Here is a 24,440-nt window from a genome sequence, read left to right on the forward strand (position 1 = left end):
TCTTATGATTGAAGTCCGTTTAATAAAAGACGGCAGTTTAAGTGGAAGCCGTCCAGAGAGAGGGCCTTCTCAAAGCACTCCCTGGCCTTTTGGCTGTTTCCAAGTCCCAGATTTCCAAGTCCGATCAGGAAATAGCAGTGAGCCTTGTTTCTCCTGGTCCAGTCCTCATTAAAGATCAGGAAATCCGGAAGGGATACTGCAAAATATCCCACCTTCACCTCGTCTCTCATATGCTGCTCGCCGTAGTCAATCAGGCGGTATAACCGCGCATTTCCTGCTGCTTTCTTTCCCAGCTTGTAGAGGGCAAGTCCCTGATAGAGGATCATATCCGCCGGCTGATCATTATAGTACATCATTCCCGCCGGTTCATCTGTTCCTGTGACTGCCTTCTCAAAGCACTCTGTGGCCTTTTCCTTCTCCCCCATCGCTTCATAGGAAAGTCCCAGATAGTACCAGATATGGTTGTCCTTCGTTCCCTCCAGCTTTCCTTCTCCCAGGTTTTCCGGATATACCATAGCCTTTTTCAGGTAATCTGCAGCCTCCTCAGGCTGATTCTTTCTGAGGGCCTCCTTGCCCAGCTCCAGAAGGGCTGTGGCGTACTGGGTCGTGGCCTTGCCTTCGCCGCCCTCCCACGGGTGGAGATGTCTTTCCAGAAGAAGCTGGTATGCCTCCTGATGGCATCCGGTAAAGTTTTTAAGGGTCACATATTCAATGTACAGGTCATCCCTCTGCATAAAGGTGCTGCGGTACTTCTCATATTCTGCCAGACGCTCCTGGGCTGTCCAGCCCAGCTTCTTGTGAAGCTGATCAAGCTCCAGGAATACTCTGGAATCGCTGGTATCAAGCTCGAATGCCTTCTCCAGGGCCTCTCTGGCCTTCTCCTTCTCTCCCATCTTATTGTAGTAGACGAAGGAAAGGTTTCTCCACACAGTGGGGAATGAGCTGTCTGCCTCTGCCGACCGCTCGAAGCAGGCTCTGGCAGCCTCATACTGCTTTTTGTCATACCACAGGCAGCCCAGATAGTAGGGAGCCTTCGCACAGCCATTATCCAGTTCCTGAGCCTTTATAAGAACCGGGATATCCTCCAGCTTATTCGGGAAACAGCAGTAGGGATCCGCTTTTTCTGCCTCCCTGACCGCTTTCCTGGCCTCCTCTGTCTCTCCCATTCGATCCAGGTAGCTGGCCTCATAGTATTTCAGCATCGGCTTTGACTCCCGGCATCTCCTCAGCACGAAAACTGCCTCCTCCAGAAATCCACCTTCTGCATAGTCCCTTGCAGTCTGGAGATAATTTTCGTGGAATCCTCTCATCAGCTGCTCCGTCTGGCTCAGAAGCAGCTCTGAAGCTTTGCTCTCTTCTTCCTGTTCTGCCTCCCCTCCACACTTTTCCAGGGAGATAAAGTATCCCTCGAACCGGGACACATAGTCAAAGGGATCGATCGAGAGGTTCTCCTCCACCTGCTTTTCAGCTGCCGAAAGCTGTCCCAGCTTTCTGAGGACGGCTGCCTTCAGCCCTCTGGCCTTTACATTATGCCAGTTCTTTACAAGGCCCTTGTCCACAAATTCCAGGGCCTGGGCATAGTCGCCCCGGCCCGCTGCGATAGCTGCCAGGAAGTAGAAGCTCATCTCCTGCTGCTCATTGGACCAGGTTGCCTTGTAGAATGCGTCAAAGGCCTCTTCCTTTCTGTCCTGGTAGAAGAGGGAAAGTCCCAGCTTATAGTAGGCCTCGCTCTCGTAAGGATTCGGATTCTTCCAGGTCATCCTCTTTAAGGCTTTTCTGAAATACTTCTCGCTCTCCTCAAAGCAGCCTCTTGAAAGGAGAAGGGAGCCGTAGGCAGTGTTCAGGCGGATATCGCCGGGATCTCTCTTAAGTCCCTCCAGATAGTAGGGATCCGGCAGATAGGTGGCATGGCGGTACTGCTCAATGTGAAGTCCTGTCAGGTAGAGCTCCTCGCAGGTCTGGATCTCCTCCGGATCCTTTGCGGCCTCAGCAGGCTTTGGAAGCTCCGGGATCTCCTCTGCAAGAGGCGTATAGGAAAGAAGCAGGCGTCCTCTTCCCTCCGGCTCCCCGCTGTGCAGCTCCAGAGTAAAGTCCGTATCTTCTCCCATTCCGGCCTCTACTGTATTTCTGTAAATATCCACCGGAGAAATCCGGGCCGTCTCCTCAAAGATAATCTCTCCCTTCCTGCGAAGCACCACATGGGCATGCTCTCTCAGGGAGGTGGCATAGATGCAGATGTGAGCCGTCTTTCCTGAGCCCTCTCTTACATTTCCTGCCTCAGCGCCTGCCTCGCAGGAAAGCTCCAGGTTCATGGCAGCGTCAACGGAAGCGTTCTTTACTGCTCCCACTGCCTTGTAGGGCATGAAATACTGTTTAAAGGTCTTTTCCTCAAAAGGCTTCAGCCAGGTAAAATCCGGCTGGTTGTCTGTGAACACACCTGTCATCAGCTCCACATAAGGGCCGTCCTCGTCTGTCAGATTTCGATCCCAGGCCTTTCCAAAGTCTCCGCAGCCCCAGGTCCACTGTTTCTTTCCCGGAGAGATATGGTGATCGGCCACATGAAGGATTCCCGCTTCTACGCCGTAGTCATATCCCCCCACAAAGTCAAAGTCTGACTTTTCTGCCATATAGGAGGTGGGAACCGGAATATTTTTATATCTGGAAATATCCACGCCCTCGCTGTAATCCTGCTTATAGTATACGCCTGTGGCAATAGGGAAACGGGAAACGTCTCTCTTGCCGTGATCCATGACAGCGTGAACGTCCGGCGGGAAAATCGACTGGGTGTTGTCATTCACCGGGACAGCCGGATTTGCCCACCATAAGAAGGTCTGGGGCATCGGCGTCCGGTTGTAAAGCTGACCCCGGATTTCTATGTAGGCCCTGTCCGGATAAAGCGTAAAGGATGCGATTCCCTTTGTCCCATACATCTGATCCACGTCATTGACCATGACGGTTTTGCTTCCGTCCTCATTTTCGCTAAGCAGGTAGTCTACGGGAAGGAAGGTTGTGGGCCTGTGGTGCTGGGGCCAGTTAAACTCAATTCCTCCTGAAATCCATGGACCGGTAAGTCCTACCAGAGCCGGCTTGATTACGTGATTGTAGTAGACAAAGTCATATCCGTTCGTCTTGTCGTAGGCTCTCTGGATACGGCCTCCCAGCTCCGGCAGAATCATAACTTTCAGATACTGATTTTCCAGAAAGACTGCCTTATATTCTTTATCCTTCTTTTCATCGTAAATTTTTTCCACTACAGGATAAGGATAAACCTTTCCTGAACTTCCCTGATAAACACGTTTTTCCGAAAAAATCGGATTTTTATTGGGAGCTCCGATTCCGTAGGTAGGAATGACTACTGTCTCCTCCCAGACTCTTACCGCTTCCATCTTCTCCATCTTGAATCCCTCCTTATTGCCTGATGCCGGTTCCCAGCCCTCCCCATTTCCTGAGATTCCTTCCCTGGACTGTCCGGCCTGTTTCTTTCCTCTATTTTAGCTGTTCTCCCCCTGTTTATCATTGCTTTCCTTTGCTCTGTTATTTATAAATCTTGCTGTAATATTTTTCAGAAAGGCTTATCAGTATTTTTAATTAAATCCCTGATATTTATTGACTTTATTTATAATTATCACTATAATTTTTTTCATGTGCAATTTAAGTTTTTTGTGGAGGAGGACTGTTACATGAAGCCATTTGACAACGGGTGCCTGCCCGAATCCAATGTCTATTTCTACACTGCCACCGGCCAGGCCAGAGAGGCATTCTTCTATCCTCTCTGTGCAGGCCATTATTACTGCACGCCCGGATACTATGTCTCCCGCACCAATTACGACAGCTATCTGCTCATCTATGTGAAAAAGGGCTCTGGCTGCCTGGAGGCAGACGGCGCATCCTTCCCCTTCCATGACGGCCAGGCTGTGCTGGTAGACTGCTATAAGCCCCATGTCTACTATGCCACAGGAGACCTTGAGATTTTCTGGGTGCATTTCGATGGGGCTACCAGCAGGCAGTATATTTCCCTGATCCACCAGAGCCTCGGCCATGTGGCAGATGTAAAAAATCTGCTGTCCTTTGAAAAGCTCCTGGACAAGCTGATCTCCATGCTGTCCTCCTCCAACGTAAACGAGGCCCTGTGCTCCAAATATCTGGTTCAGCTTCTCACAGAAATCCTGGTTTCCCAGGATTTTACCTGCGGCGACCGGTACTCAGGCATCATCGAGGACACCATCTCCTATATCAGCAACAATATTACCGGACAGCTGAGCCTGGAGGAGCTGGCAGGCCGCGTGGGGCTGAGCCCCTACTACTTCACCCGCCTGTTTAAGCAGGAAACCGGGTACACTCCCCATGAGTACGTCATCCACGCCCGCATTAATATCGCCAAATTTTACCTCAAAAGCAGCAGCTTCCCCATCAAGGAGATCTGCTACAACAGCGGCTTTTCCAGCGAGAGCAGCTTCTGCTCCACCTTTAAGCGAATCTGCAAAGTGACCCCCACCAGATACCGGTACAACCAGAATGAAAAATAATGCTGAACCTATCTATCCATCAAATAAAACAGGAGAAGAGCCTTGGTATCCGCCGCTCTTCTCCTGTTCTTATCTGATATCTGCCGTCACATTATGTCAACAAAGATATTTTTCTCTGTTTCCTAGTTTGCGGCCTCTCCCATTACTTCCTTGTAGTTGTCCGGTGTGCAGACAGTTGCCGGAACGGCTGTTTCCATCTCCATCTCTGTTCCGTTCTTTACATAGTCGTACAGAAGCTCTACAGAGGTTCCGCCGATAGCTGTCTCAGAGAAGTAGCAGGAAGCCTTCATGCATACGTCCTTGCCTGCATTCCACTCGTCCTTGGCCAGGTATGCGCCAAGACCGATTACGCAGGAATCCTTGTCCAGTCCGGCTGTCTCAAGAGCACGTACGGCTCCCATAGCGCTCTCCTCGTTTGCGGACATTACAAGCCATTTCTTAATCTGCGGATTTGCTGTGATAACGGCTGTAGCTGCCTGATTTCCCTTATCAGTCGTACCGTCATTGTCAGCGTAGAATACGCGGCTCTCATCAAAGCCTGTCACCTCAAAGAACTTGTCCTTCTCGCCCTCAGTTCTCGGAACGCAGCTGGAAACTGTATCCATGGTTAAGAACATTACTCCGCACTCCTCATCGTCGATCAGGTTGTTTTCCTTAGCGTAATTTCCCATCCACTCGCCGTTGGCAGCACCGATATTGTATCCATCGATGCCTACCCATGGAGCAATCTTCTCGCCGTTTACTTCCAGGGCATCGTCGGCTGCCACTACAGGAATTCCGGCCTCGCTGCACTTGTCCACTACAGCCTGGGACATAGTCTGGTCCGGAACGCAGATGACAATTCCGTCTGCTCCCTCTGCAATAGCTGTATCCACATATTTTAAACATGTCTCCGGATTCATCTGTGCATCGCAGTACACGAACTGTCCGCCTAATTCCTCAACTTTTGCCTTCGCTGCATTTCCCTCATTGATGAACCAGGACTGATCGCCTGCCTTGTAGATTCCGTATACCAGGAAATCGTTGTCTGCTGCTGCCTCTTTTCCCTCCTCAGAAGCTGCCTCTGCTGCTCCTGACTCCTCTGCTGCCTTTGTTGTCTCTGCCGGAGCAGATGTCTCTCCGCCTGAGCATGCTGTCAGGGAAAGTCCCATGCATACCGCCAGTGTCGCTGCCAATACTTTTTTCATTTCTACTTCCTCCTTCTCTCTTTCCGGTCCTCCAGCAAAAGAGGACCGGACTCTTTGATTTCTTTTATTTTACATCTCCCCTGTCAGGGAGCGTAAATTTCCTTTGACGATGCTGTCTGCATCCCGTTCTGAGTCGTCTCTTCTCCTTCGAGCCCAAACCTATAAATTCTTCATGCTGTCTGCCAGGAGCTTCTTCTCTCTGTTTCTCTTTCTGATAAAGTCAATGGTCAGGGCGATTAAGAGCAGGGAGCCTCTTGCCACGTACTGCCAGAAGGTGGGCACGCCTACCATGGTAAGACCTGTATTAAAGGCCTGAAGCAGAATCACACCGAGGAGAGTTCCTCCCATGTTTCCCACGCCTCCGGAGAAGCTGACACCGCCCAGGATAACGGCTGTGATGGCGTCAAACTCCAGGTTGATGCAGGCTGCCGGCTGTCCCGAATTCATACGGGCTGCCAGGATAATACCGCCTACTGCACAGAGACATGCCATCATCAGATAGCTGATAAAAATAATCTTTCTCGGCTTAAGACCTGCCAGTCTTGCAGCATCCCTGTTTCCGCCAATGGCATAGATGCTTCGTCCGAAGGTGGTCTTGGCAAGAATGAAGCCGAAGATAATAAAAGCCAGCACCAGGATAATAACGGTCAGCGGGATTCCCTGGCTTCCTCCGATTCTCATTTTTCCGAGCTCAATAAAGGCCGGATCGGAAACAGCTACAGGCTTTCCGTCACAGAGTATGTAGGCAAAGCCTCTGAAAATTGCCTGCGTTACCAGTGTGGCGATGAACGGCTCCAGCTTGATGTAGCTGACCATCCATGCGTTGAACAGACCTGCCGACATGGCCACTATCAGGGTAAGTACCACAGCTGCCGGGAACGGAAGCATCATTTTCGATACCAGAAGCGCTGCCAGAACGCCGGAAAAGGCTGCCACGGAACCAGGAGACAAATCGTTCAGTCCCGCAATAATCAGATACGTTTCTCCGATGGCTACCAGGCCTACAAGACTTGCAGCCACCAGAATATTAATCATGTTTGCGTAGCTTAAAAAGTTTGGATTTAAGGATGTGAAAATTACAACTACCAGTACCAGGGCACACAGCAGAACGAGAATACTTCCGTTAATCCTAAGCCCCTTATTCTTCTTTTCCATCTGTTTTTCCTCCTATCATCGCAAGGCTCAGAAGATTCTCCTCTGTCGCGTCCTCCCGCCTGATCTCGCCTGAGATCTTTCTTCCCTTCATTACGATAATCCGGTCAGAAAGTCCCATTACCTCCGGAAGCTCAGAGGAGATCAGGATCACGCCCAGCCCCTGTTTCGCAAACTCACAGATCATATTATAGAACTCTGATTTTGCTCCGATGTCGATTCCCTTCGTAGGCTCGTCCAGAATCAGAACCTTGGGATTTGTAGCCATCCAGCGGGCTACGATGGCCTTCTGCTGGTTTCCTCCTGACAGCTCTACAATCTTTTTCTCCGCGTTGGGCGTCTTGATCTTGAAATCAGCAATTCCCTTCTGCTCCATCTCCTGCTCTTTTTTGCGGTTCAGGATGCCGAATCTGGAGGCGTTGTGCTTCAGAGAGCCGATGGTAATATTTTCCCCAACTCCCAGGTTGGCCAGGATTCCCTGGGTCTTTCTGTCCTCCGGAACCAGGACGATTCCGTTTTCCATGGCATCGCTGGGGGAATGATTCACTATCTTTTTCCCTTCCAGGAAAATCTCCCCGCCGGTCATCCGGTCGGCTCCAATGATTCCCCGCATCGTCTCCGTACGGCCTGCCCCTACAAGTCCGGAAAATCCGAGAACCTCGCCTTTGTGAAGGGTAAAGGAAACTCCTTTCACGTAGTCTGTCTTTAAGTCCTTTACCTCCAGCAGTACGTCCCCTATCTCCTTATTTCTGTCCAGGCTGTTGTATACGTCTCCTAGGTTGCGGCCTACCATCTTCCGGATCAGCTCCTCCTCGGTAATCTCATGGGTTCCGTAGGTTCCCATGTAGCGCCCGTCCTTAAAAATCGCAATTTTGTCTGTGATTTCCTGAATCTCCTTCATTCGGTGGGACACGTAGATAATCATTTTTCCTTCTGATTTCAGCTTTCTGATAATCCGGAACAAGCTCTCGATCTCCGAATCACTCAGACTCGCCGTGGGCTCGTCAAAGGCAATCAGCTTCAGATTCTCACGGCTGTAGGCCTTCATGATCTCCACCATCTGCTGATAGGCAATGCTCAAATCCTTTACCATATCCGTGGGCTTCATATTGAGTCCGAAATCGTCGATGATTTCCTGGGTGCGCCGGTATGCCTCCTTCATGTTTATGTAACCAAACCGGCCCGCCGGAAGCCTTCCCAGAAAAATATTTTCAGCCACCGACAGATCCATCAGAATCTGTCTTTCCTGGTAAATTACACTGATTCCTGCTTCAATCGCCTCGCTGGGCTGCGAAAAATGCTTTTCCTCTCCATTGATCAGATATTTTCCTGACGTGGCCTGGTAATCGCCGTTCAGAATTTTTAAGAGCGTGGACTTGCCAGCCCCGTTCTCACCCATAAAGGCCAGCACCTCGCCGCTCTCAACCTTAAAGCAGATATCCTCAAGCGCCTTAACTCCCGGAAAGTATTTCGTGATACTTACAAATTCTACTGAATCTCTCATAAATACCCTCCTCTTTTTTCGTCAACTTTCATGAACCCATTATACAAAAACAGGTATACATTTTCATTCTCATAAATTGCTGATTAGTTGTTAAAAATTGCTGTATTCCATAATTATATTGTGAAATACGGGATTTTATTATACATTATAGATACTTCTTTTAGATGGGAGATGAACAAATTGATAAATATGTATCAATCAGACAAGGCAAAAGACAAAAAACCTGTATATTTTCAACAACCAGCGACAATTTTCCCTCACCTGTACACACTTGAAAACAGCAAGGTAAAGGCTGTATTCACAGATGCCGGAGCTGCTGTCTGCGGTATTTATATAAACAAAACCGGTGAATCATTTCAAAATATTGCCCTGGGATTTCTGTCTGCAGGCGACTATCCGGGCAATCCGCTTCACGCCGGGGCAGTTCTCGGACCGGCTGCCGGAAGGATTCAGGAAGGCCGTCTTCCCATCCGGGGCACCTGCTTCAGCCTGACCAGAAACGACGGAGGGCGGCACCACCTCCACGGAGGAGAGCACGGCCTGTCCCGGCTGCTGTGGAATACAGAAGCCTGTCAGAAAACGACGGACGGAGGAATCCTTGTTTTCTCTGTATCTCTTCCCGATCAGACAGACGGCTATCCCGGCAGCCGCCAGTTCCGGGCAGTCTACACCCTGAGAGGGAAAATCCTCTCTCTCTGCCTCACCGCCGTCTCTGACAGAGATACGTTTTTTAACCTGTCCGGCCATACTTACTTTAATCTGAACTGGGCCTGCAGTAAGAAGGCCTCTGACGGCTCCCCGGGCGCCGGCGCCTCTTCCCTTGCCGGCCGTCTCTGTCCCGGCGGACTCCTTCAGCGTCTGACCATTCCGGCTTCCCGGGTGGCCTTCAACACAAAGGAGCATATTCCGGAATCCATACACTGTGTGGACCAGACTGCCTTCGACTTCAGACAGCCTGCGCTGGTGGCCGATATGCTGAAACGCCACTGCGGCGATCCTCAGCTTCAGTGGGCAAAGGGATATAACCACGCCTTCATTCTGGACAGGCCCTCGCCGCTCCCCTCCTGCGGCTGCCGCGAACTTTCCCAGGCAGCGATTCTGGAATCAGAGGACGGCAGCATCCGGCTGCGCCTTCTGACTGACGCCCCCTGCCTTGTGGTGTACACCGGAGGCTTTATAGACAGCTCCTTCCCTCTTTCCCATGCCTGCAAAGGCACAGGAGAAGACAGCGCTACCTGCGGCTTACAGCTGCCGGACCGCACCTTCCCCGGATGCGCCATCGCCCTGGAGGCCCAGGATATCCCGGATGCCCCAAACCAGAACTTTTTCCCTGTGCGGTTCACGGAGAAAGGGGAGATTTTCTCCAGGCTGATTGAATACCGCCTGGAATTCTGAGCCGTCCCCCGTCTTCCCTCCTCTTTGCATCTTCCTTCTCTGTGGTGTGCAGAGGCAGAAATACCCCCGCCAGCAGAAAAAGAGCCTGGCAGAAGCTGCTCAGGCTCTTCTTTCTCACTTATCTGTTTTATCTGTTTTCCAGGCACATATTTCCATTTCCGTCATTTCCTGTTCTGTCATACTTCTGCCTGAACTGCTAAATCAGTCCCAGAGTTTCCATGGCGTAGGCAATTCCGTCCTCCTCCACGGTCTTTGTGACAAAGGCCGCATAGGGCTCCAGCCCTCTGTCATGCTTTCCCATCAGAACCTTGTTGAGGGCATACTGGAACATGGGCAGGTCATTCATGCTGTCGCCGAATACCCAGGCATCCTCCCTCTCAAGGCCGAAGCGCTTTAAGATCATCTCGATGGCCGTGGCCTTGGAATGGCCCTTTGGAACAATCTCAAAAAAGTCATCTCCCCGGTCAATGATCTCCATATCCCGGCCGATCTCCTTTTTCAGCTCGTCCATCCGGCTGTTCTCGTCTGTCATGAGACAGAATTTCGAAAAGTCATAGCAGGTATCATCCCAGGTATAGTCGGAAATAATCCCCATAGCCATGAACCCTTTCCTGCAGTCCTCCACTTTCTTCATGGGGGAAGGCGCCTTCTGCATGTAGCAGGCCTCCACCCCCTCGAGAACTCCGTCAAGGCCGCACCGGATCACGGCGGCCTTGATCTCCTCGCCTCTCTCCTTCGGGATCCTTCTGTCATAGAGCACGGAACCCTCGGCCACAATGTAGGTTCCGCAGCCGCAGAGCCAGCCGTCCACATCCACAAGCGTTCTTATCTGCTCCGTCTCACACCAGGTTCTCCCGGTGTTCACAAAGACCAGATGGCCCCTGCTTCTAGCTTTCTCAAGCGCTCTGGACGCGCTCTCAGGCACGTTCCTGTCCGTCTCACTGAACAGGGTTCCGTCAATGTCAAAAAAGAGTGCTTTTCTGTTTCCCATTCTCTGTGTTTCCTCTATTCTGCGTTTTTCTTCTCGCCCCGGAACACAATTTCACCCGTCTTTTCATCCATGCTGTCCACAATGGCCAGCGATTCCAGACGAATCCCCTTCTTCCTGATAATATCTCCTCCGCACTGGAAGCCCTTTTCGATCACAATTCCGGCTCCCACCAGCTCTGCCCCTGAGTTCTGGATAAGGGTGGTCAGCCCGTCAAGGGCCTTGCCCTTTGCCAGAAAGTCGTCGATGACAAGCACCTTATCTCCCTTTCCCAGAAACTCCTTGGACACGATAATGTCGTACACGGTTCCGTGGGTAAAGGACTCCACTTTCGTCGTATAGACGTCCCCGGCAATATTCTTCGTCTTTGTCTTCTTGGCAAAAACCACCGGCACATTGAAATACTGTGCCACAATGCAGGCAATTCCTATACCGGAGGCCTCAATGGTCAGGATTTTGTTCACCTCCACATCGGCAAAGCGGCGCTTGAACTCCTTTCCGATCTCCTTAAACAGCTCAATATCCATCTGATGATTCAGGAAGCGGTCCACCTTCAGAACATTTCCTGCTCTCACCACTCCATCCCTGCGGATTCTATCGTATAAAATCTGCATTTCCTAAATCCTCCCGTCGTCTTTGGTAATTTCTCTCCTACTCTGCTACGTCGATTCCGTCCACTGTTGTGATGTCCGCATTGTCCACAATCACCTGCAGCGCCTTCTCAGAGAGAATGGCCCTGTCCACATTTTCTGCTCCGGCCTGCTCGATCATATCGTCAACGCTCTCGTATACGTCCTTGTACTCCTCAGCGAGGGCCTGGCGGTCTGCATCCTCGACCTTCAATCCCTCCTTCTTTGCCACCTCGTCGAGAACCATATTCTGCTTTACTGTAAGCTCTGCAATATTTCTCACCTCTGTGCGGAAGGTATCCTCGTCCATCCCCATGACAGAGGCATAATCTGCAAGCTCCAGTCCGTAGAGGGAAGCCATGGTAGTATAGTAGTTGATCTGCTGATCATAGATCTCGTCTACATCCTCTGTGGCGCATGTGATCTCGGAGTCCTCCACAATCGCAGAGAGCAGCTCCGCATTTCTCTGCTGGTCGCTCTGCTGCTGCTTGCTGTCCAGCATCTGCTGTCTCAAATCCTCTTTATACGCATCCACAGTGCCGAGATCCGGGAAATTTTCCGCCACAAACGCTTCCGTCAGCTCCGGCGTATGCTTCTCAGCCACCTCATTTACCGTAACCTCAAACACAACATCCTGGCCTGCCAGCTCCTCTGACTGGTAGTTCTCCGGGAAGGTCAGGTTCAGATTCCTCTGCTCCCCTGCCGCTGCCCCAATGAGCCCGTCCTCAAAGCCGTCGATAAAGCTGCCGGAGCCCAGCACCAGGTTATATCCTTCTGCCGTGCCGCCCTCAAAGGCCACGCCGTCCTTCAGCCCCTTATAGTCAATATTTACCCTGTCCCCTTCTTCTGCTGCCCGATCTACGGCATCCCAGGTGGCATATCCGCCCAGAACCGTCTCAATTCTCGCATCCAGCTCCTCGTCGGAAACAGACGGTTTCACAACTGTCACCGACACATTCTTGTACTCTCCCAGCACGATGCCGGCTTTCGCGTCTGACTTTGTAGCGGTTTTTGCTTCATCCTTTGCCCCGCAGCCGGTCATAATCATCACTGCTGCCATTCCTGCGAGTCCTGCTGTTAATAATTTTCTCATTTACTGTCCCTCTTACTCTTTTATTCTGCCTTCACCGGAAGGTATAAAAAATATAATATCACAAAAGCCTCTGAATAAAAAGAGTTTTGAGGAAAAAAGATACGGTCCCGCCGCCCGTTAAAGCATACGTCAGAAAGGGCCGGTGCGCTGCACACGGCTCTTTCTGACGTATGGCTTTCGCACCGGCCCTTTCTGCCGCGCTCTCTTTATTTGTAGAAGGCCTTGAATGCCTTATACGTGTTGTAAATATCCAGCTTTGAAGCCAGCTCAAACGGAGAATGCATAGCCAGGATCGGCACGCCCAGATCCACGACGTCCACATTCATCTTAGCCACATAGCAGGCAACGGTTCCGCCGCCTCCCACGTCCACGGCTCCCAGCTCTCCTGTCTGCCAGTAAACGCCCTCTGCGTCCATGATCTCCACGATTTTAGCCATGGTCTCAGCGCTGGCATCATTGCTTCCAGATTTTCCTCTGGCCCCCGTGTACTTGGTCAGCACACAGCCCTTGTTGATGTAGCAGGAATTTCTCTCCTCATACACACTCGCAAAGGTCGGATCATAGGCAGCGTTCACATCGGAGGACAGGCAGATGGAATTTCTGAGGACAGTCTTTACATTCACTCCCTCAGCCTCTGCCAGATACTCGATATAGTGAAGGCTGAAGTCAGAGTCAAGACCTGTATTTCCCACAGAACCGATCTCTTCCTTGTCTGCCAGCACCGTCACCGTCGTGTAGGTCGGAAGCTTTGTGGCAATCTCTGCTGTCAAGGCCGTGTAGCCGCATACCTTGTCATCCTGTCCGTAGGCGCCCACCAGGCTTCTGTCAAGTCCCACATCCACTGCCTTGACTGCCGGAACAAGCTCGATTTCCGCGCGGATAAAATCCTTCTCTGTCATACCGTACCTGTCATTCAGAAGCTTTAAGACAAGCAGCTTCACCGGCTCTTTGATCTCCTCATCCGCATAGGGCACAGAACCGATAATCACATTCAGCTCCTCTCCCTTGATTCCGTCCTTTAATTTTCTCTCATTCTGCTCGGCAGCCAGATGAGGCAGAAGATCCGTCACACAGAATACGGGATCTCCCTCCTCCTCGCCGATGCAGATATTGACTGCCTCTCCGTCCTTTTTGATCACCACGCCGTGCATGGAAAGGGGAATGGTAGCCCACTGATACTTGCGGATTCCGCCGTAATAGTGTGTCTTTAAATAGGCAATATCTGTCTTCTCAAACAGCGGATTCGGCTTTAAGTCAAGCCTTGGGGAGTCGATATGGGCAATATTCAGTCTGATTCCTTCCTCCAGGGATTTCTCGCCGAAGGTCGTCATGATCAGAGCCTTCTTTCTGTTTACCAGGTAAACCTTATCCCCTGCCTGATATTTTTTTCCGATTTCATAGGGTGTGTAGCCGTTCTCAGTGAGGATTTTCACAGCCTCTGTCACAAACTCCCTCTCTGTCTTCGCCTTATTTAAAAATGCCTTGTAGCCCTCGCAGTATTCTGCTGCCTCCTCTGTCTGAGCCGGCGCCTCCTTTGCAATATGCGGAAACTCCCAGGTCAGGCTCTTCTGTAATTCTTTTGCTGTATCTGCCATCTGTCTTTTCTCCTTTTTCTTTTTCTTCATGCATGGTTTTTTATCTGCAAATCTCCTCGCTGTCCAGAACCAGGGTAAAGGGTCCGTCATTTAAAAGCTCCACCTTCATGTCGGCTCCAAATTCACCGTGCTCTACCTTGTCCACATAGGTCCTGCAGCGCTCTACCACATACTCATACAGGCGGTTTGCAAGCTCCGGCGCCCCGGCCTTGATGAAGCTTGGCCGGTTGCCCTTTCTGCAGTCTGCGTAGAGAGTAAACTGGCTCACCACCAGAAGCTCTCCCCCCACATCTGCCAGAGAAAGGTTCGTCTTTCCCTGATCATCCTGAAAGATCCGGAGCTTGCAAAGCTTATCCACCATTTTGTCGGCAATCTCTTCCGTGTCTGTGTCTGAAACGCCAAGGAGCACCAGAAATCCCTGCCCAATGGCTCCGATCACCTTTTCGTCTACTGTCACGCTGGCATGTGACACTCTCTGAAGTACAATTTTCATGTCTGTCCTCTCTGTCCGTCTGTTAAATTCTGCTGTCCGAAGCCCAGTTTTCTCTGTCCCCGGCCTTTCTCTCCTCTTCTTCTCTCTCCCAGACCTCTTTTCCCGCTTCTCTCTCCCGGTTCCCGGCCTCCCGGGCTGCCATCTCCTCCCGGATCCTGCGCTCCTCGGCCTCCGCCTCTTTTCGCCTTTCCTCGGCGCTGTGCTGCATGATCGCCTCGTTGAGAGAAAACATCTTTGCATCCAGCATATCTACCATATCTGCGCAGTCTTTCAGCTCCTTTTCCAAAAAGTCCGGAGCATTTCCCTCAAACTTATAGTAAATCTTATGTTCCAGGCTGGCCCAGAAGTCCATGGCCACCGTGCGGATCTGGATCTCCACCTTCGTGTCCACCGGCCCCTCGCTCAGGTAAATGGGAATTGTGACCACCATGTGATAGCTCTTATAACCGTTTGGTTTCGGGTTTTTAATATAGTCCTTCACATACAGGACCGTCACATCGGACTGCTTCGCGATCATGTCCGCAATCAGATATATATCCGAGGTGAAGGAACAGATAATCCGGATCCCGGCAATGTCGCTGAGATAGTCGATCATGTTGGCGATCGTCACCTCCCGCCCGTCATGCTTCAGCTTCTTGACTATGCTCTCCGGTGTCTTCAGCCTCGATTTAATATGCTCGATAGGAGTGTAGGAATATATATGGATGAACTCATTGTTCAGAATTTCTATCTTTGTATTGATCTCCTTCAGCGCGGAGTTATACAAAAACATAACGGCCTTCCACTGATCCATCTGGTCAAATGTCTTGGGAATATTGGTCATGAACGGCCCCCCTTTCACTGAAGTTTCACATTCTTCTCTCCATTTCCCGGTTTCATTCCGCCTTCCGCCCGCAGCCGGGGTTCCACAGAGTTTCCCCTGTGTCTCAGCCTCCTCCCCCGGTAAGGGCATGGAGGCAAGGTGATACCCCCTATAATTTCAGTCCCTTTAACAGAGCGCCGAGGCCGGTAGTCGCCTGGCCGTTCTCATGGTAGTCAAATACCTCCTCTGTTTCCTCAGGCTCTGCATCCTTCATGCTCAGGCTGATTTTACCATCCTTGATGCCGATGATCTTCACCTTCACGGTCTGTCCCTCTTTTAAGACCACGCCGGGGTGCTTGATCCTCTGACTGCTGATGCGGGAAATGTGTACGAGACCGGAAAGTCCGTTTTCAAGAGTCACGAAGGCACCGTAATCCTTCAGCGTATCCACGGTTCCCTCCATGACGGCTCCAACCTCGCATTTTTCAATTTTCTTTCTCTTCTCTGCCCTCTCTTTCTCCCTGGCAACCTCACGGCCGGAGAGAACCAGCTTCTTTCTGTCCTTCTCCACGGTGATGACAGTGACCTCCACTGTCTTTCCTACCCACTCATCCAGGTTCTCCACATAGGAAGCGGCCAGCTTGGATGCCGGTATAAAGCCTCTTACACCCTCCAGGTAAGCGGTAACTCCTCCGTTTACCACCTCTGCCACCTTGACAGGGACAACGGTGCGCTCTTCCAGCATCCGCTCAAACTTCTCCCAGACCAGGGTGTCATTTGCGCTCTTTCTGGAGAGCAGAATATTTCCCTCTCCGTCATCTGTCTTAATCACTGTACCGGAAATTTCATCCCCCACATGGATTTCTTCCTGCATATTGTAGTCAGGATCGTCCGTAATATCCTCCCGGCGGATAATCCCCTCCGCATAATACTTGAGATCTACGATCACCTGGCTGTCCGTCACACCGATCACGGTTCCCGTCAGAATATCGCCCTCCTTTACTTTCTTGAAGGACGCCTCCAGTTCTTTCTCATAATCAGCCATTGTCTCTGCATTCTCCATATTTTCATTTAATTTTTCTTCTGTCAATCTTTCTTCTGACATAAACTTCTCCTCCTGAACAAAAATTCTATACTATATTTAACCATATCCTATCTGATATTTCTATAGTTTTCTTCTGAAAAATATGTTATTCTTTTTTCATCGGACGGTACTTTGATCCCTTCAATGAAAATTTCAGGAGGCAAATCCATGAAAATGAAAAACCTTTGCGATCTCCACACACATACGACTGCCAGCGGCCACGCCTACAACACCCTCTACGAAATGGCCCGGGCCGGAGCAGAGGCAGGCCTGTCCATTTTCGGCTCCTCTGACCACGCGCCGGCCATGCCCGGCACCTGCAGCGAAATGTACTTCTGCAACTTTTCCGTTATCCCCAGAGAGCTGTTCGGCGTCCGCCTGCTCATGGGCTGTGAGCTGAACATCATCGACTTCCAGGGCACGGTGGATCTGGCTCCCTGGCTTTTAGAGCGCCTGGACTACGGCATTGCCAGCATCCACGATCTCTGCTTTCCCATCGGAACCAGAGAGGAGAACACCGCCGCTGCCATCGGGGCCATGAAAAATCCTTTCGTGCAGATCATCGGCCACCCTGACAGCGCCTCCATCCCCCTTGACTACGAGGCTGTCGTCCGCGCAGCCAAAGAAAACCACGTTCTCCTTGAAGTCAACAACAGCTCCTTAAAGCCAGGCTCGCCGCGTCCGGGGGCCCGGGAAAACTACCTCACCATGCTGGAGCTCTGCCGCCGCTGCGGCACACCCGTTATCGTAAACAGCGATGCCCACTGCGCCGCTGACGCCGGCAATCAGCGCTTTGCCTTTGAGCTGCTTCAGGAAACAGACTTTCCTCCGGAGCTTGTAGCAAATTATTCGAGAAAGCTGCTTCAGGATTACCTGGAGAGAGCTGAACTGTAGCGGGACTCTCCCGCCAGGCAGGATCCTCACTTTGAGGCAGAGTCTGCTGGCAGAGTCTCTTGCTTCAGGGCAGATTCCATTAAATTCCATCTGATTTCTTCTGAAAAAGAGCAGTTCCCCGGAATATTCCGGAGTACTGCTCTTTCCTGTTTTATCTGATAGAATTTTATTGGCTGTCTTTTATGCGACAGCTTCTCTTATCCGCCGGTTCTGCTTCCTGCTCCAGGCAGGCAGCCGCGGACTTGCGGGAGGAGAGTTTTCTCTCCCTGCCCCGGTACCTTCTACAGTCCCAGTGCCTCTTTTACCTTAGCAATGATGTGGATTCCGATGTCCTTGGAAGCGTCCACAGACTGTGCTCCGATGTGTGGGGAAACGATGAAATTGTCGCACTCAAACAGCGGGCTTGCGAATGTATCATTTCCTGTCAGTCCGCTTCCTGCCAGCTCGTTCTCCATAACGTCTGTAGCATAGCCGCCGATCTTGCCGGCCTTTAATGCCTCATACATATCCTTCTCGTTTACGATTCCGCCGCGGCTCATGTTCAGAACTACTGCGTCATCCTTCATCTCAGCGATGGATTTTGCATTGAACAGATCCTTTGTCTCTGGTGTCAGCGGAACATGGATGGAAACGAAGTCGGAAACCTTTAACAGCTCGTCGATTCCCATTCCTGTTGCGTGCTCCTTCTCGAAGTCCTCTGGCTTTAAGAATGGATCGTAAGCAACTACAGTCATGCCGAAGGCACGTCCCAGCTCGCCGACACGGCGTCCGATACGGCCGAAGCCCATAACGCCCAGAGTCTTTCCGCGAAGCTCGCGGCCTACGAATTTGTACTTATCCCACTCGTGCTTTACCTTAACATCGTAATTTGCTGTCATGGTTCCGCGGGAGATGTCCAGCATCTTGGAGATGGTAAGCTCTGCAACTGCATTGGCATTTAAGCCAGGTGCGTTGAAGATCTGGATTCCCTTCTCCTTTGCGTACTCCATATCGATGTGGTTTAATCCAACGGAGCAAACGCCGATGATCTTTAAGTTCTTGGCAGCGTCCAGGATATCCTTGTCGATCTTCGGATCCACGCGCATGATCAGCACGTCCACATCACCGATCTCAGCCAGAACCTGCTCCTTGGAGGATGGCAGATGCTCTGCTGTCTTAACTTCCATGAATTTTCCAAGCTCTTCTGCAATGCCTGCGTATACCTTGTCAATAATAAGACACTTCATTGTAAATCTAGCTCCTTTCAAATTCTCCTATCAGCAAGGGGCCGCTGCCTTAAGCCGCATGCCTGATGTCAGGCATCACCCACTTAATGCAGCAGCCCCCTTACCTAGATAACCGCTTTATGTAATTATCTCTGTATCTCACAGCCTGTCCGGCTGTCACGCCTTCATACCCAAGCTGATAAGGCTTCGGCAGTCCGGCCTTCACTCACTACTGATTACCAGCAGATACCCTGTGCCATCATAGCGTCAGCTACCTTCTGGAAACCAACGATGTTAGCACCTGCTACCAGGTTGTAGCCTAAGCCGTACTTCTCAGCTGCTGCTGCGGAGCCGTCATGGATACCTGTCATGATCTGATGTAACTTTGTATCAACTTCCTCTGCTGTCCAGGAGTATCTCTCGCTGTTCTGGCTCATCTCAAGACCGGATACAAGAACACCACCTGCGTTTACAGCCTTGGAAGGAGCTACTACCATGTTCGGCTGCTCCATTAAGAACTTAAGAGCCTCGTTTGTAGTTGGCATGTTAGCAACCTCAATGTAGTACTTGATGTTGTTAGCAACGATTCTCTTAGCCTGCTCAAGGTCAACGTCGTTCTGTGTAGCACATGGCATAACGATATCAACCTTCTGGCCCCATGGCTTCTCGCCTGGGAAGAACTGTACGCCGAACTTGTCTGCGTAATCCTGAACTTTGTTGCGTCCGGATGCTCTCATCTCAAGCATGTAGTTGATCTTCTCCTCTGTTACAACACCGTCTGGATCGTAGATGTATCCGTCTGGTCCGGAAAGTGTAACAGCCTTAGCGCCTAACTCAGCTAACTTCTTAGCAGCGCCCCAAGCTACGTTACCGAAGCCTGCCAGAGCAACTGTCTTGCCTTCCAGAGTATCATTCTCATGCTTCATAACTGCCTCTACATAGTAAACAGCGCCGTAGCCTGTAGCCTCTGGACGAATTAAGGAACCACCGAAGGACATTCCCTTACCTGTGATTGTGCCGTTCTCGAAAGCTCCTCTGATCTTTCTGTACTGTCCGTACATATAGCCGATCTCGCGAGCACCTACACCAAGGTCACCAGCTGGGATATCTACGTCTGGTCCGATGTGACGGTATAACTCTGTCATGAAGGACTGGCAGAATCTCATAACCTCTGCGTCGCTCTTGCCGTTCGGATCGAAGTCGGAACCACCCTTAGCACCGCCCATAGGAAGTGTTGTTAAGCTGTTCTTGAATGTCTGCTCGAATCCTAAGAACTTCATGATGGAAAGGTTTACAGAAGGAGCGAAACGTAAGCCGCCCTTGTACGGTCCAATAGCTCCGTTGAACTGTACACGGTATCCACGGTTTACATGTACCTGGCCGTTGTCATCTACCCACGGAACGCGGAACTCGATTGTTCTCTCCGGCTCAACCATTCTCTCAAGAAGAGCAGCCTTCTCATACTCTGGATGAGCATCTACAACTGGTCCTAAGGAAGATAATACTTCCTCAGCTGTCTGAAGGAACTCTGGCTCGTTTGCATTCTTCTCTTTGAGTTCAGCAAGAACTCTGTCAACATACTGGCTCATTTCTTGATACCTCCTGCTTTCGCATAAATATTGTGAGTGATTTCACTCAACTGCAGCTGCATTTGCATGCCTATATTTTACCAAAAAGTAATAAAAAAATCTACAGTTTTTTGTGAAATTCTTACGTTCTGGTTAAATTATACCCTATCTTGTCCTTATAATCAAATTAATATCACATTATAGCTGTTATTATGGTTTGTTTATATTGTCCAACTGTCTGCTGTCATGCATTTTTGCCGCTTCCGGACGGCTTCCCCATCCCGGCTTCCGTCCCCGGCTGTATCCGGCTTTCAGAGCCAGTCTGAGCGGTCTGAGAATGAATATATATGAAAAAGATATAATTGAATGAGATATAATATTAAAGATTAGAATCAGAATAAAAATCGCCGCAGCCCTCAGCCTTCCTCACCAAAGGTATCCCCTGCTCCTCTGCAGGAAACACCCTTATGGGGAAGGCCGGTCTGCGGCGTTTCAATTCTGTTTCCGGACTGTCAGACTGCGCCCGAGTGCGCTCAGCCTGATTAACCTAAGAAGTTGATAAAGCCTGTCAGGATCGAAGCATTGAAGAAGTCAATAAACAGAGATCCTACTAACGGCACTACCATGAATGCTGTAGGAGCCGGTCCGTACTGTCCAACTACTGCCTGCATGTTTGCCATAGCATTCGGTGTTGCGCCCATACCGAAACCGCAGAAACCTGTTGTCATAACGGCTGCATCGTATGTACGTCCTAATACATTGAATACCACAAAGTATGCGTATACGAACATGAGAACCGTCTGTGCTGCCAGCATAACTACTAACGGAAGAGCCAGCTCTGCAAGCTGCCATAACTTCATGTCGATCATAGCGAGTCCGAGGAATACGGATAAGCAGAAACCGCCTACTACGCCGATCTCCTCCATCGGAAGCTCCTTGCTCATACCATCAGCCACATTACGGATAACGGCACCTACTAACATGGCCCCGATATAGAATGGGAAGGTCATAAGCTTTCCAAGGAACATGGAAACAATTGTACCAAAACCGATTGCGATAATCAGACAGAGAACTGCATCAAGGAATCTCTTGGAATCGATCTTTCCAGCCTCTTCAGAATCATCTGAACCTGCTGCCGCTGCATCAGAATCTACTGAATGCAGTTTGAACTTCTTGATCTTTGCAGTTGCGATAGGTCCGCCGATAGCGCATCCTGCTACCAGACCGAAGGTTGCGGAAGCGATAGCAACTACGTTTGCGTTTGCAACGCCCAGACCCTCGAGAAGAGGTCCGAAGGAACCTGCTGTTCCGTGTCCGCCGACCATAGGAATGGAACCTGTTGCAAGTCCCAGTCTCGGGTCAAGTCCGAAGGCTACTGCAAGTCCTGCTCCCAGACAGTTCTGAAGAACTACCATTACAATGGCAAGAACCAGGAAGATAATTGTCTGGATTCCACCCTTTTTCAGCATTCTGAAAGATGCGGTAAATCCAACGCTACAGAAGAAGCCTACCATGAAAACATCCTTTAATGTCATGTCTGCGGCAATCTCCACAATTCCTGCACTTCTCACGATTAAATGAAGAATTGCGTAAACAAAGCCTCCTACTACAGGCGCCGGAATACAATACCGATCCAGAATCGGAATCTTCTTTACCAGGAAACGTCCTAATAACAGCACAAGAGCTGCTACAGCGGTTGCCTGGTACATGTCAAGACTTAATACTGGTGCTGTCATACATATACCTCCAATTTTTTATGATGAAGGAATTATAAGATCTCCCTTACAAAAAACTACAAAATAATTCAAGAAAATGTTAAAAACTCGATAAGATTTTTTTAGAAACTTTATAATATCTTTATTTTTATGCCAAAAAATCGGCTAAAATCCGTCAATATTGCCATATATCCCGGATTTACTATGGCAACTCCGTTTAAAAACATCTGTTAAACGGGCTGACGCATCGAATTTCAAATACTACAAAAAAATACAGGCACTTTTCATCCATTTTTTGGCATGTTTTCTGCTGTAAAGTTCTAATAGATCCAGAACCCACTTATCCGATGTTTTTCCGGGTTTCCCCCTTTCTGCCTGGCATCTGCCAAAAACAGAAGAGAGCATTCCAAACGGACAAAAAGCGAAGGGAGAGCTCATTCTGTCAGCTCTCCCTGTCAGCAGTCAGCATCAGACTGTCAATAAATTTTTTAATACTGACCTTTCCGCCATATTTTCGTTTTCCGCGGATGCAGTCCATCTCAGCCCGTATTTCCTCAAAGGGAAACAGGGTTCCTGAGTATGCGGTGAAGGTGTCATTCATGAAATCCTCAATCCCCATATGTGCCAGGTTTGCCATCCCCACTGCAATTGCCCGCCTTACCCTCTGTTCCATGTTTTTAGGCGCATTGCTCAGCAGTTCGCAGAGCTGTCCGATGCTCACCTGAGAGATGGGCTTTTTGTTGGCGTGAAGATACTGGCAGATTTTGATTATATCATCACATCCTTTTTCCCCCGACATGCCGATGCGGTTTAAGATCAGCTGCAGCTTCTTCACATAGGCGTCATTCTTCTGCTTCTCCTTGGGCATCTCATTCATCTCGGCCATAAACATCTTCCTGATATTGGAAAGAGTTCTCTCATTCTGAATCTGGCGCTCTACATTCTCAATCACTGACTTTACTTCTATAATATTAATTGGCTTGCTGATAAAAAAATCGATTCCCGCGCTGTAGGCCTTTCCAATCAGATCCTTTGCAGACACCTGGGAGATCATAATACATCTCGCTGTGCTTCCGGCTGCCTTAAGCTCTCTGACAAACTGGATTCCGTCTTTCTCAGGCATGAGAAAATCCACTAAAACCACATCCGGATTCAGCCTGGCCACCTCTGCCGGATCTGCAGGACGTCCTCCGGAATTTCCGCATACCGTCCCCAGCCCATTGCTCTCTATAATATCTTCCAGGACGTTGATCACTGAAATGTCATCTTCTACTATGTAAATTTCCATATTTATGACTCCTCCAATATCTCTGCAGGGATTCCTACCAGAAACCTCGTTCCCTGGCCCGGGTTGGAAACCACCTCTATCGTTCCTTTAAATTGTTCTTCCACCGTATTTTTGACACCCCAGAGTCCCACGCCACGGTAGATATTGCCTGTCTTGTAATCGAACTTTGTTGAATATCCCATCTGAAAAATATTCGGCAGGTGGCGGGCTGAGATGCCCGGCCCGTCGTCCGCTACCTCGAACAGATACCTGTCGCCTGACTTTCTTTCCAGAATTTTCACTTCTCCCGACCTGCTTCCGCTCTCGATGGCCTCAATCGCATTGTTGACCAGATTTTTAAGAACTGCCATGAGAGCATAATGTTCCCGCGTGATAAAGTTATCGCGGCAGTCGAAAATCAGGCGGATATTCAGCCTCTTATCCCTGATGGCGTGATAGGTAGAGGCCTCCAGAATCTGGAGCAAATCGTGAAAACTCATCTTTTCTTCGTCGTACTCGTCCCCGATCTCCTGCTCGATTCCCTGTATAATGCGGAAGTAATCCTTTTTGATCTCATGTACATCTCTGGCAATCGCCAGCGACATCTGTTTCATCTCCTCGGGAAGTCCCTGTTCTGACAGCTTTTCATACAGGCGGTACGCATTGGCCATCACAGACTCTATCTCCTCTGAATTTTTTCTCATGAAATAGATCTCATTTTTCAGTCCTGTTGTCATGAGAAACAGTCTCTGATAGCGCTGCTCGTGCTCTGTCCGCTTAAGCAGAGCCCGGTACTGCTGTTCTCCCAGAAGTATCAGCCCAGCGATTACCGTCCTGATAAACGCGATTGCAGCCAGGTATTTGATAATATCTGCATTCAGCCTTCCAAACTGCAGAAACTCCTGTACTTCAGCCTCTATTATATTGGCGCCCAAGTCAGCCAGAAAGATTGCGGTAACCACCTTTTTCAATGTGGCAATCCGCCGGTTTCCGAGGGCCAGCTTAAAGATAATCCCGTAGCTTATATAGAACAGGGCATTGGGAAGGAGCAGGAGCACGGTCTCTCCTGCCAGGTTGCCATACCACATCTGAATCAGAAAGCGGACAGCAAAGATGATGGCTGAGGTGACAAAACAGGTTGTCAGCGTGTGAAGCTCCATGCCCACTGTCATCAGAAGAACAGGAAGCAGAATGACAGAAGTGGAGATACGGAAATAGTCGAGAAACACATCCCAGTACAGCTGGGACGTAAGTGCGATCACTGCGCCGATAATCAGCGTTTTCTTCCATTGTCTTGCGGTCATATACCAGGCTCCCTGAATTTGATAAATAAATGTCATTCC

General features: G+C 50.0%; 19 protein-coding genes. 3 read left to right on the plus strand and 16 right to left on the minus strand.

The window, feature by feature from the left end; all coding sequences use genetic code 11:
* Positions 1–2: 2 nt before the first annotated feature.
* Positions 3–3,395: a DUF5107 domain-containing protein gene (locus tag DW757_RS09730; RefSeq protein WP_347559981.1), complete on the minus strand. Its 3,393-nt coding sequence runs from the start codon at positions 3,393–3,395 to the stop codon at positions 3–5.
* 285 nt (positions 3,396–3,680) lie between these two features.
* Between DW757_RS09730 and DW757_RS09735 the strand changes: the two genes are divergently transcribed.
* Positions 3,681–4,526, plus strand: coding sequence for an AraC family transcriptional regulator (locus DW757_RS09735; protein WP_118751605.1), 846 nt, complete (start codon positions 3,681–3,683; stop codon positions 4,524–4,526).
* Positions 4,527–4,648: 122 nt separating this feature from the next.
* On the opposite strand, the gene DW757_RS09740 is transcribed toward DW757_RS09735, so the two are convergent.
* From DW757_RS09740 to DW757_RS09750, 3 genes are all read right to left on the minus strand, one after another.
* Complete coding sequence (locus DW757_RS09740; RefSeq protein ID WP_118751606.1) at positions 4,649–5,713, minus strand: arabinose ABC transporter substrate-binding protein; 1,065 nt, start codon at positions 5,711–5,713, stop codon at positions 4,649–4,651.
* Positions 5,714–5,872: 159 nt separating this feature from the next.
* Positions 5,873–6,868 carry an ABC transporter permease gene (locus tag DW757_RS09745; protein ID WP_118751607.1) on the minus strand — a complete coding sequence of 332 codons (996 nt, stop codon included), beginning with the start codon at positions 6,866–6,868 and terminating at the stop codon, positions 5,873–5,875.
* On the minus strand, positions 6,852–8,369 hold the full coding sequence (locus DW757_RS09750; RefSeq protein ID WP_118751608.1) for a sugar ABC transporter ATP-binding protein: 1,518 nt from the start codon (positions 8,367–8,369) through the stop codon (positions 6,852–6,854). Before DW757_RS09750 ends, DW757_RS09745 begins: the two co-directional genes overlap by 17 nt.
* A gap of 189 nt (positions 8,370–8,558) precedes the next feature.
* Between DW757_RS09750 and DW757_RS09755 the strand changes: the two genes are divergently transcribed.
* Complete coding sequence (locus DW757_RS09755; protein ID WP_243033568.1) at positions 8,559–9,764, plus strand: hypothetical protein; 1,206 nt, start codon at positions 8,559–8,561, stop codon at positions 9,762–9,764.
* A gap of 196 nt (positions 9,765–9,960) precedes the next feature.
* Here DW757_RS09755 and DW757_RS09760 read toward each other — a convergent pair whose 3' ends face one another.
* The 7 genes from DW757_RS09760 to DW757_RS09790 form a co-directional block, all read right to left on the minus strand.
* Complete coding sequence (locus DW757_RS09760) at positions 9,961–10,755, minus strand: HAD family hydrolase (RefSeq protein WP_118751610.1); 795 nt, start codon at positions 10,753–10,755, stop codon at positions 9,961–9,963.
* A 14-nt stretch (positions 10,756–10,769) separates the two neighbouring features.
* Positions 10,770–11,366 carry a xanthine phosphoribosyltransferase gene (locus DW757_RS09765; RefSeq protein WP_008397653.1) on the minus strand — a complete coding sequence of 199 codons (597 nt, stop codon included), beginning with the start codon at positions 11,364–11,366 and terminating at the stop codon, positions 10,770–10,772.
* A 37-nt stretch (positions 11,367–11,403) separates the two neighbouring features.
* Positions 11,404–12,474, minus strand: a complete 1,071-nt coding sequence (gene tig / locus DW757_RS09770; RefSeq protein ID WP_118751611.1) for a trigger factor — start codon at positions 12,472–12,474, stop codon at positions 11,404–11,406.
* A 206-nt stretch (positions 12,475–12,680) separates the two neighbouring features.
* On the minus strand, positions 12,681–14,069 hold the full coding sequence (locus DW757_RS09775; RefSeq protein ID WP_347559982.1) for an aminopeptidase: 1,389 nt from the start codon (positions 14,067–14,069) through the stop codon (positions 12,681–12,683).
* A 40-nt stretch (positions 14,070–14,109) separates the two neighbouring features.
* Positions 14,110–14,562, minus strand: coding sequence for a D-aminoacyl-tRNA deacylase (dtd, locus tag DW757_RS09780; RefSeq protein WP_015573493.1), 453 nt, complete (start codon positions 14,560–14,562; stop codon positions 14,110–14,112).
* Positions 14,563–14,584: 22 nt separating this feature from the next.
* A complete protein-coding gene (locus DW757_RS09785; protein ID WP_118751620.1) occupies positions 14,585–15,385 on the minus strand; it encodes a GTP pyrophosphokinase family protein in 801 nt (266 codons plus the stop codon).
* Between the two features lie 148 nt (positions 15,386–15,533).
* Positions 15,534–16,469, minus strand: a complete 936-nt coding sequence (locus tag DW757_RS09790; RefSeq protein ID WP_015545060.1) for a S1 RNA-binding domain-containing protein — start codon at positions 16,467–16,469, stop codon at positions 15,534–15,536.
* Between the two features lie 147 nt (positions 16,470–16,616).
* On the opposite strand from DW757_RS09790, the gene DW757_RS09795 reads away from it, so the two are divergent.
* Positions 16,617–17,342: a phosphatase gene (locus DW757_RS09795; protein ID WP_015573490.1), complete on the plus strand. Its 726-nt coding sequence runs from the start codon at positions 16,617–16,619 to the stop codon at positions 17,340–17,342.
* Between the two features lie 281 nt (positions 17,343–17,623).
* On the opposite strand, the gene DW757_RS09800 is transcribed toward DW757_RS09795, so the two are convergent.
* The 5 genes from DW757_RS09800 to DW757_RS09820 form a co-directional block, all read right to left on the minus strand.
* The gene (locus DW757_RS09800; protein WP_015545062.1) at positions 17,624–18,568 is read right to left on the minus strand and encodes a D-2-hydroxyacid dehydrogenase; all 945 of its coding nucleotides are present in this window, start codon (positions 18,566–18,568) and stop codon (positions 17,624–17,626) included.
* Positions 18,569–18,783: 215 nt separating this feature from the next.
* A complete protein-coding gene (gene gdhA, locus DW757_RS09805) occupies positions 18,784–20,136 on the minus strand; it encodes an NADP-specific glutamate dehydrogenase (RefSeq protein WP_118751614.1) in 1,353 nt (450 codons plus the stop codon).
* A 521-nt stretch (positions 20,137–20,657) separates the two neighbouring features.
* Entirely contained in the window at positions 20,658–21,851 is a 1,194-nt protein-coding gene (gene gltS / locus DW757_RS09810) for a sodium/glutamate symporter (protein ID WP_008397665.1), read from the minus strand.
* A gap of 421 nt (positions 21,852–22,272) precedes the next feature.
* Entirely contained in the window at positions 22,273–23,118 is an 846-nt protein-coding gene (locus DW757_RS09815; RefSeq protein ID WP_008397668.1) for a DNA-binding domain-containing protein, read from the minus strand.
* 2 nt (positions 23,119–23,120) lie between these two features.
* Positions 23,121–24,401, minus strand: coding sequence for a sensor histidine kinase (locus tag DW757_RS09820; RefSeq protein WP_021966084.1), 1,281 nt, complete (start codon positions 24,399–24,401; stop codon positions 23,121–23,123).
* Positions 24,402–24,440: the final 39 nt, after the last annotated feature.

Source organism: Clostridium sp. AM29-11AC, assembly GCF_003480545.1.
Lineage (GTDB): Bacteria > Bacillota > Clostridia > Lachnospirales > Lachnospiraceae > Otoolea > Otoolea saccharolyticum_A.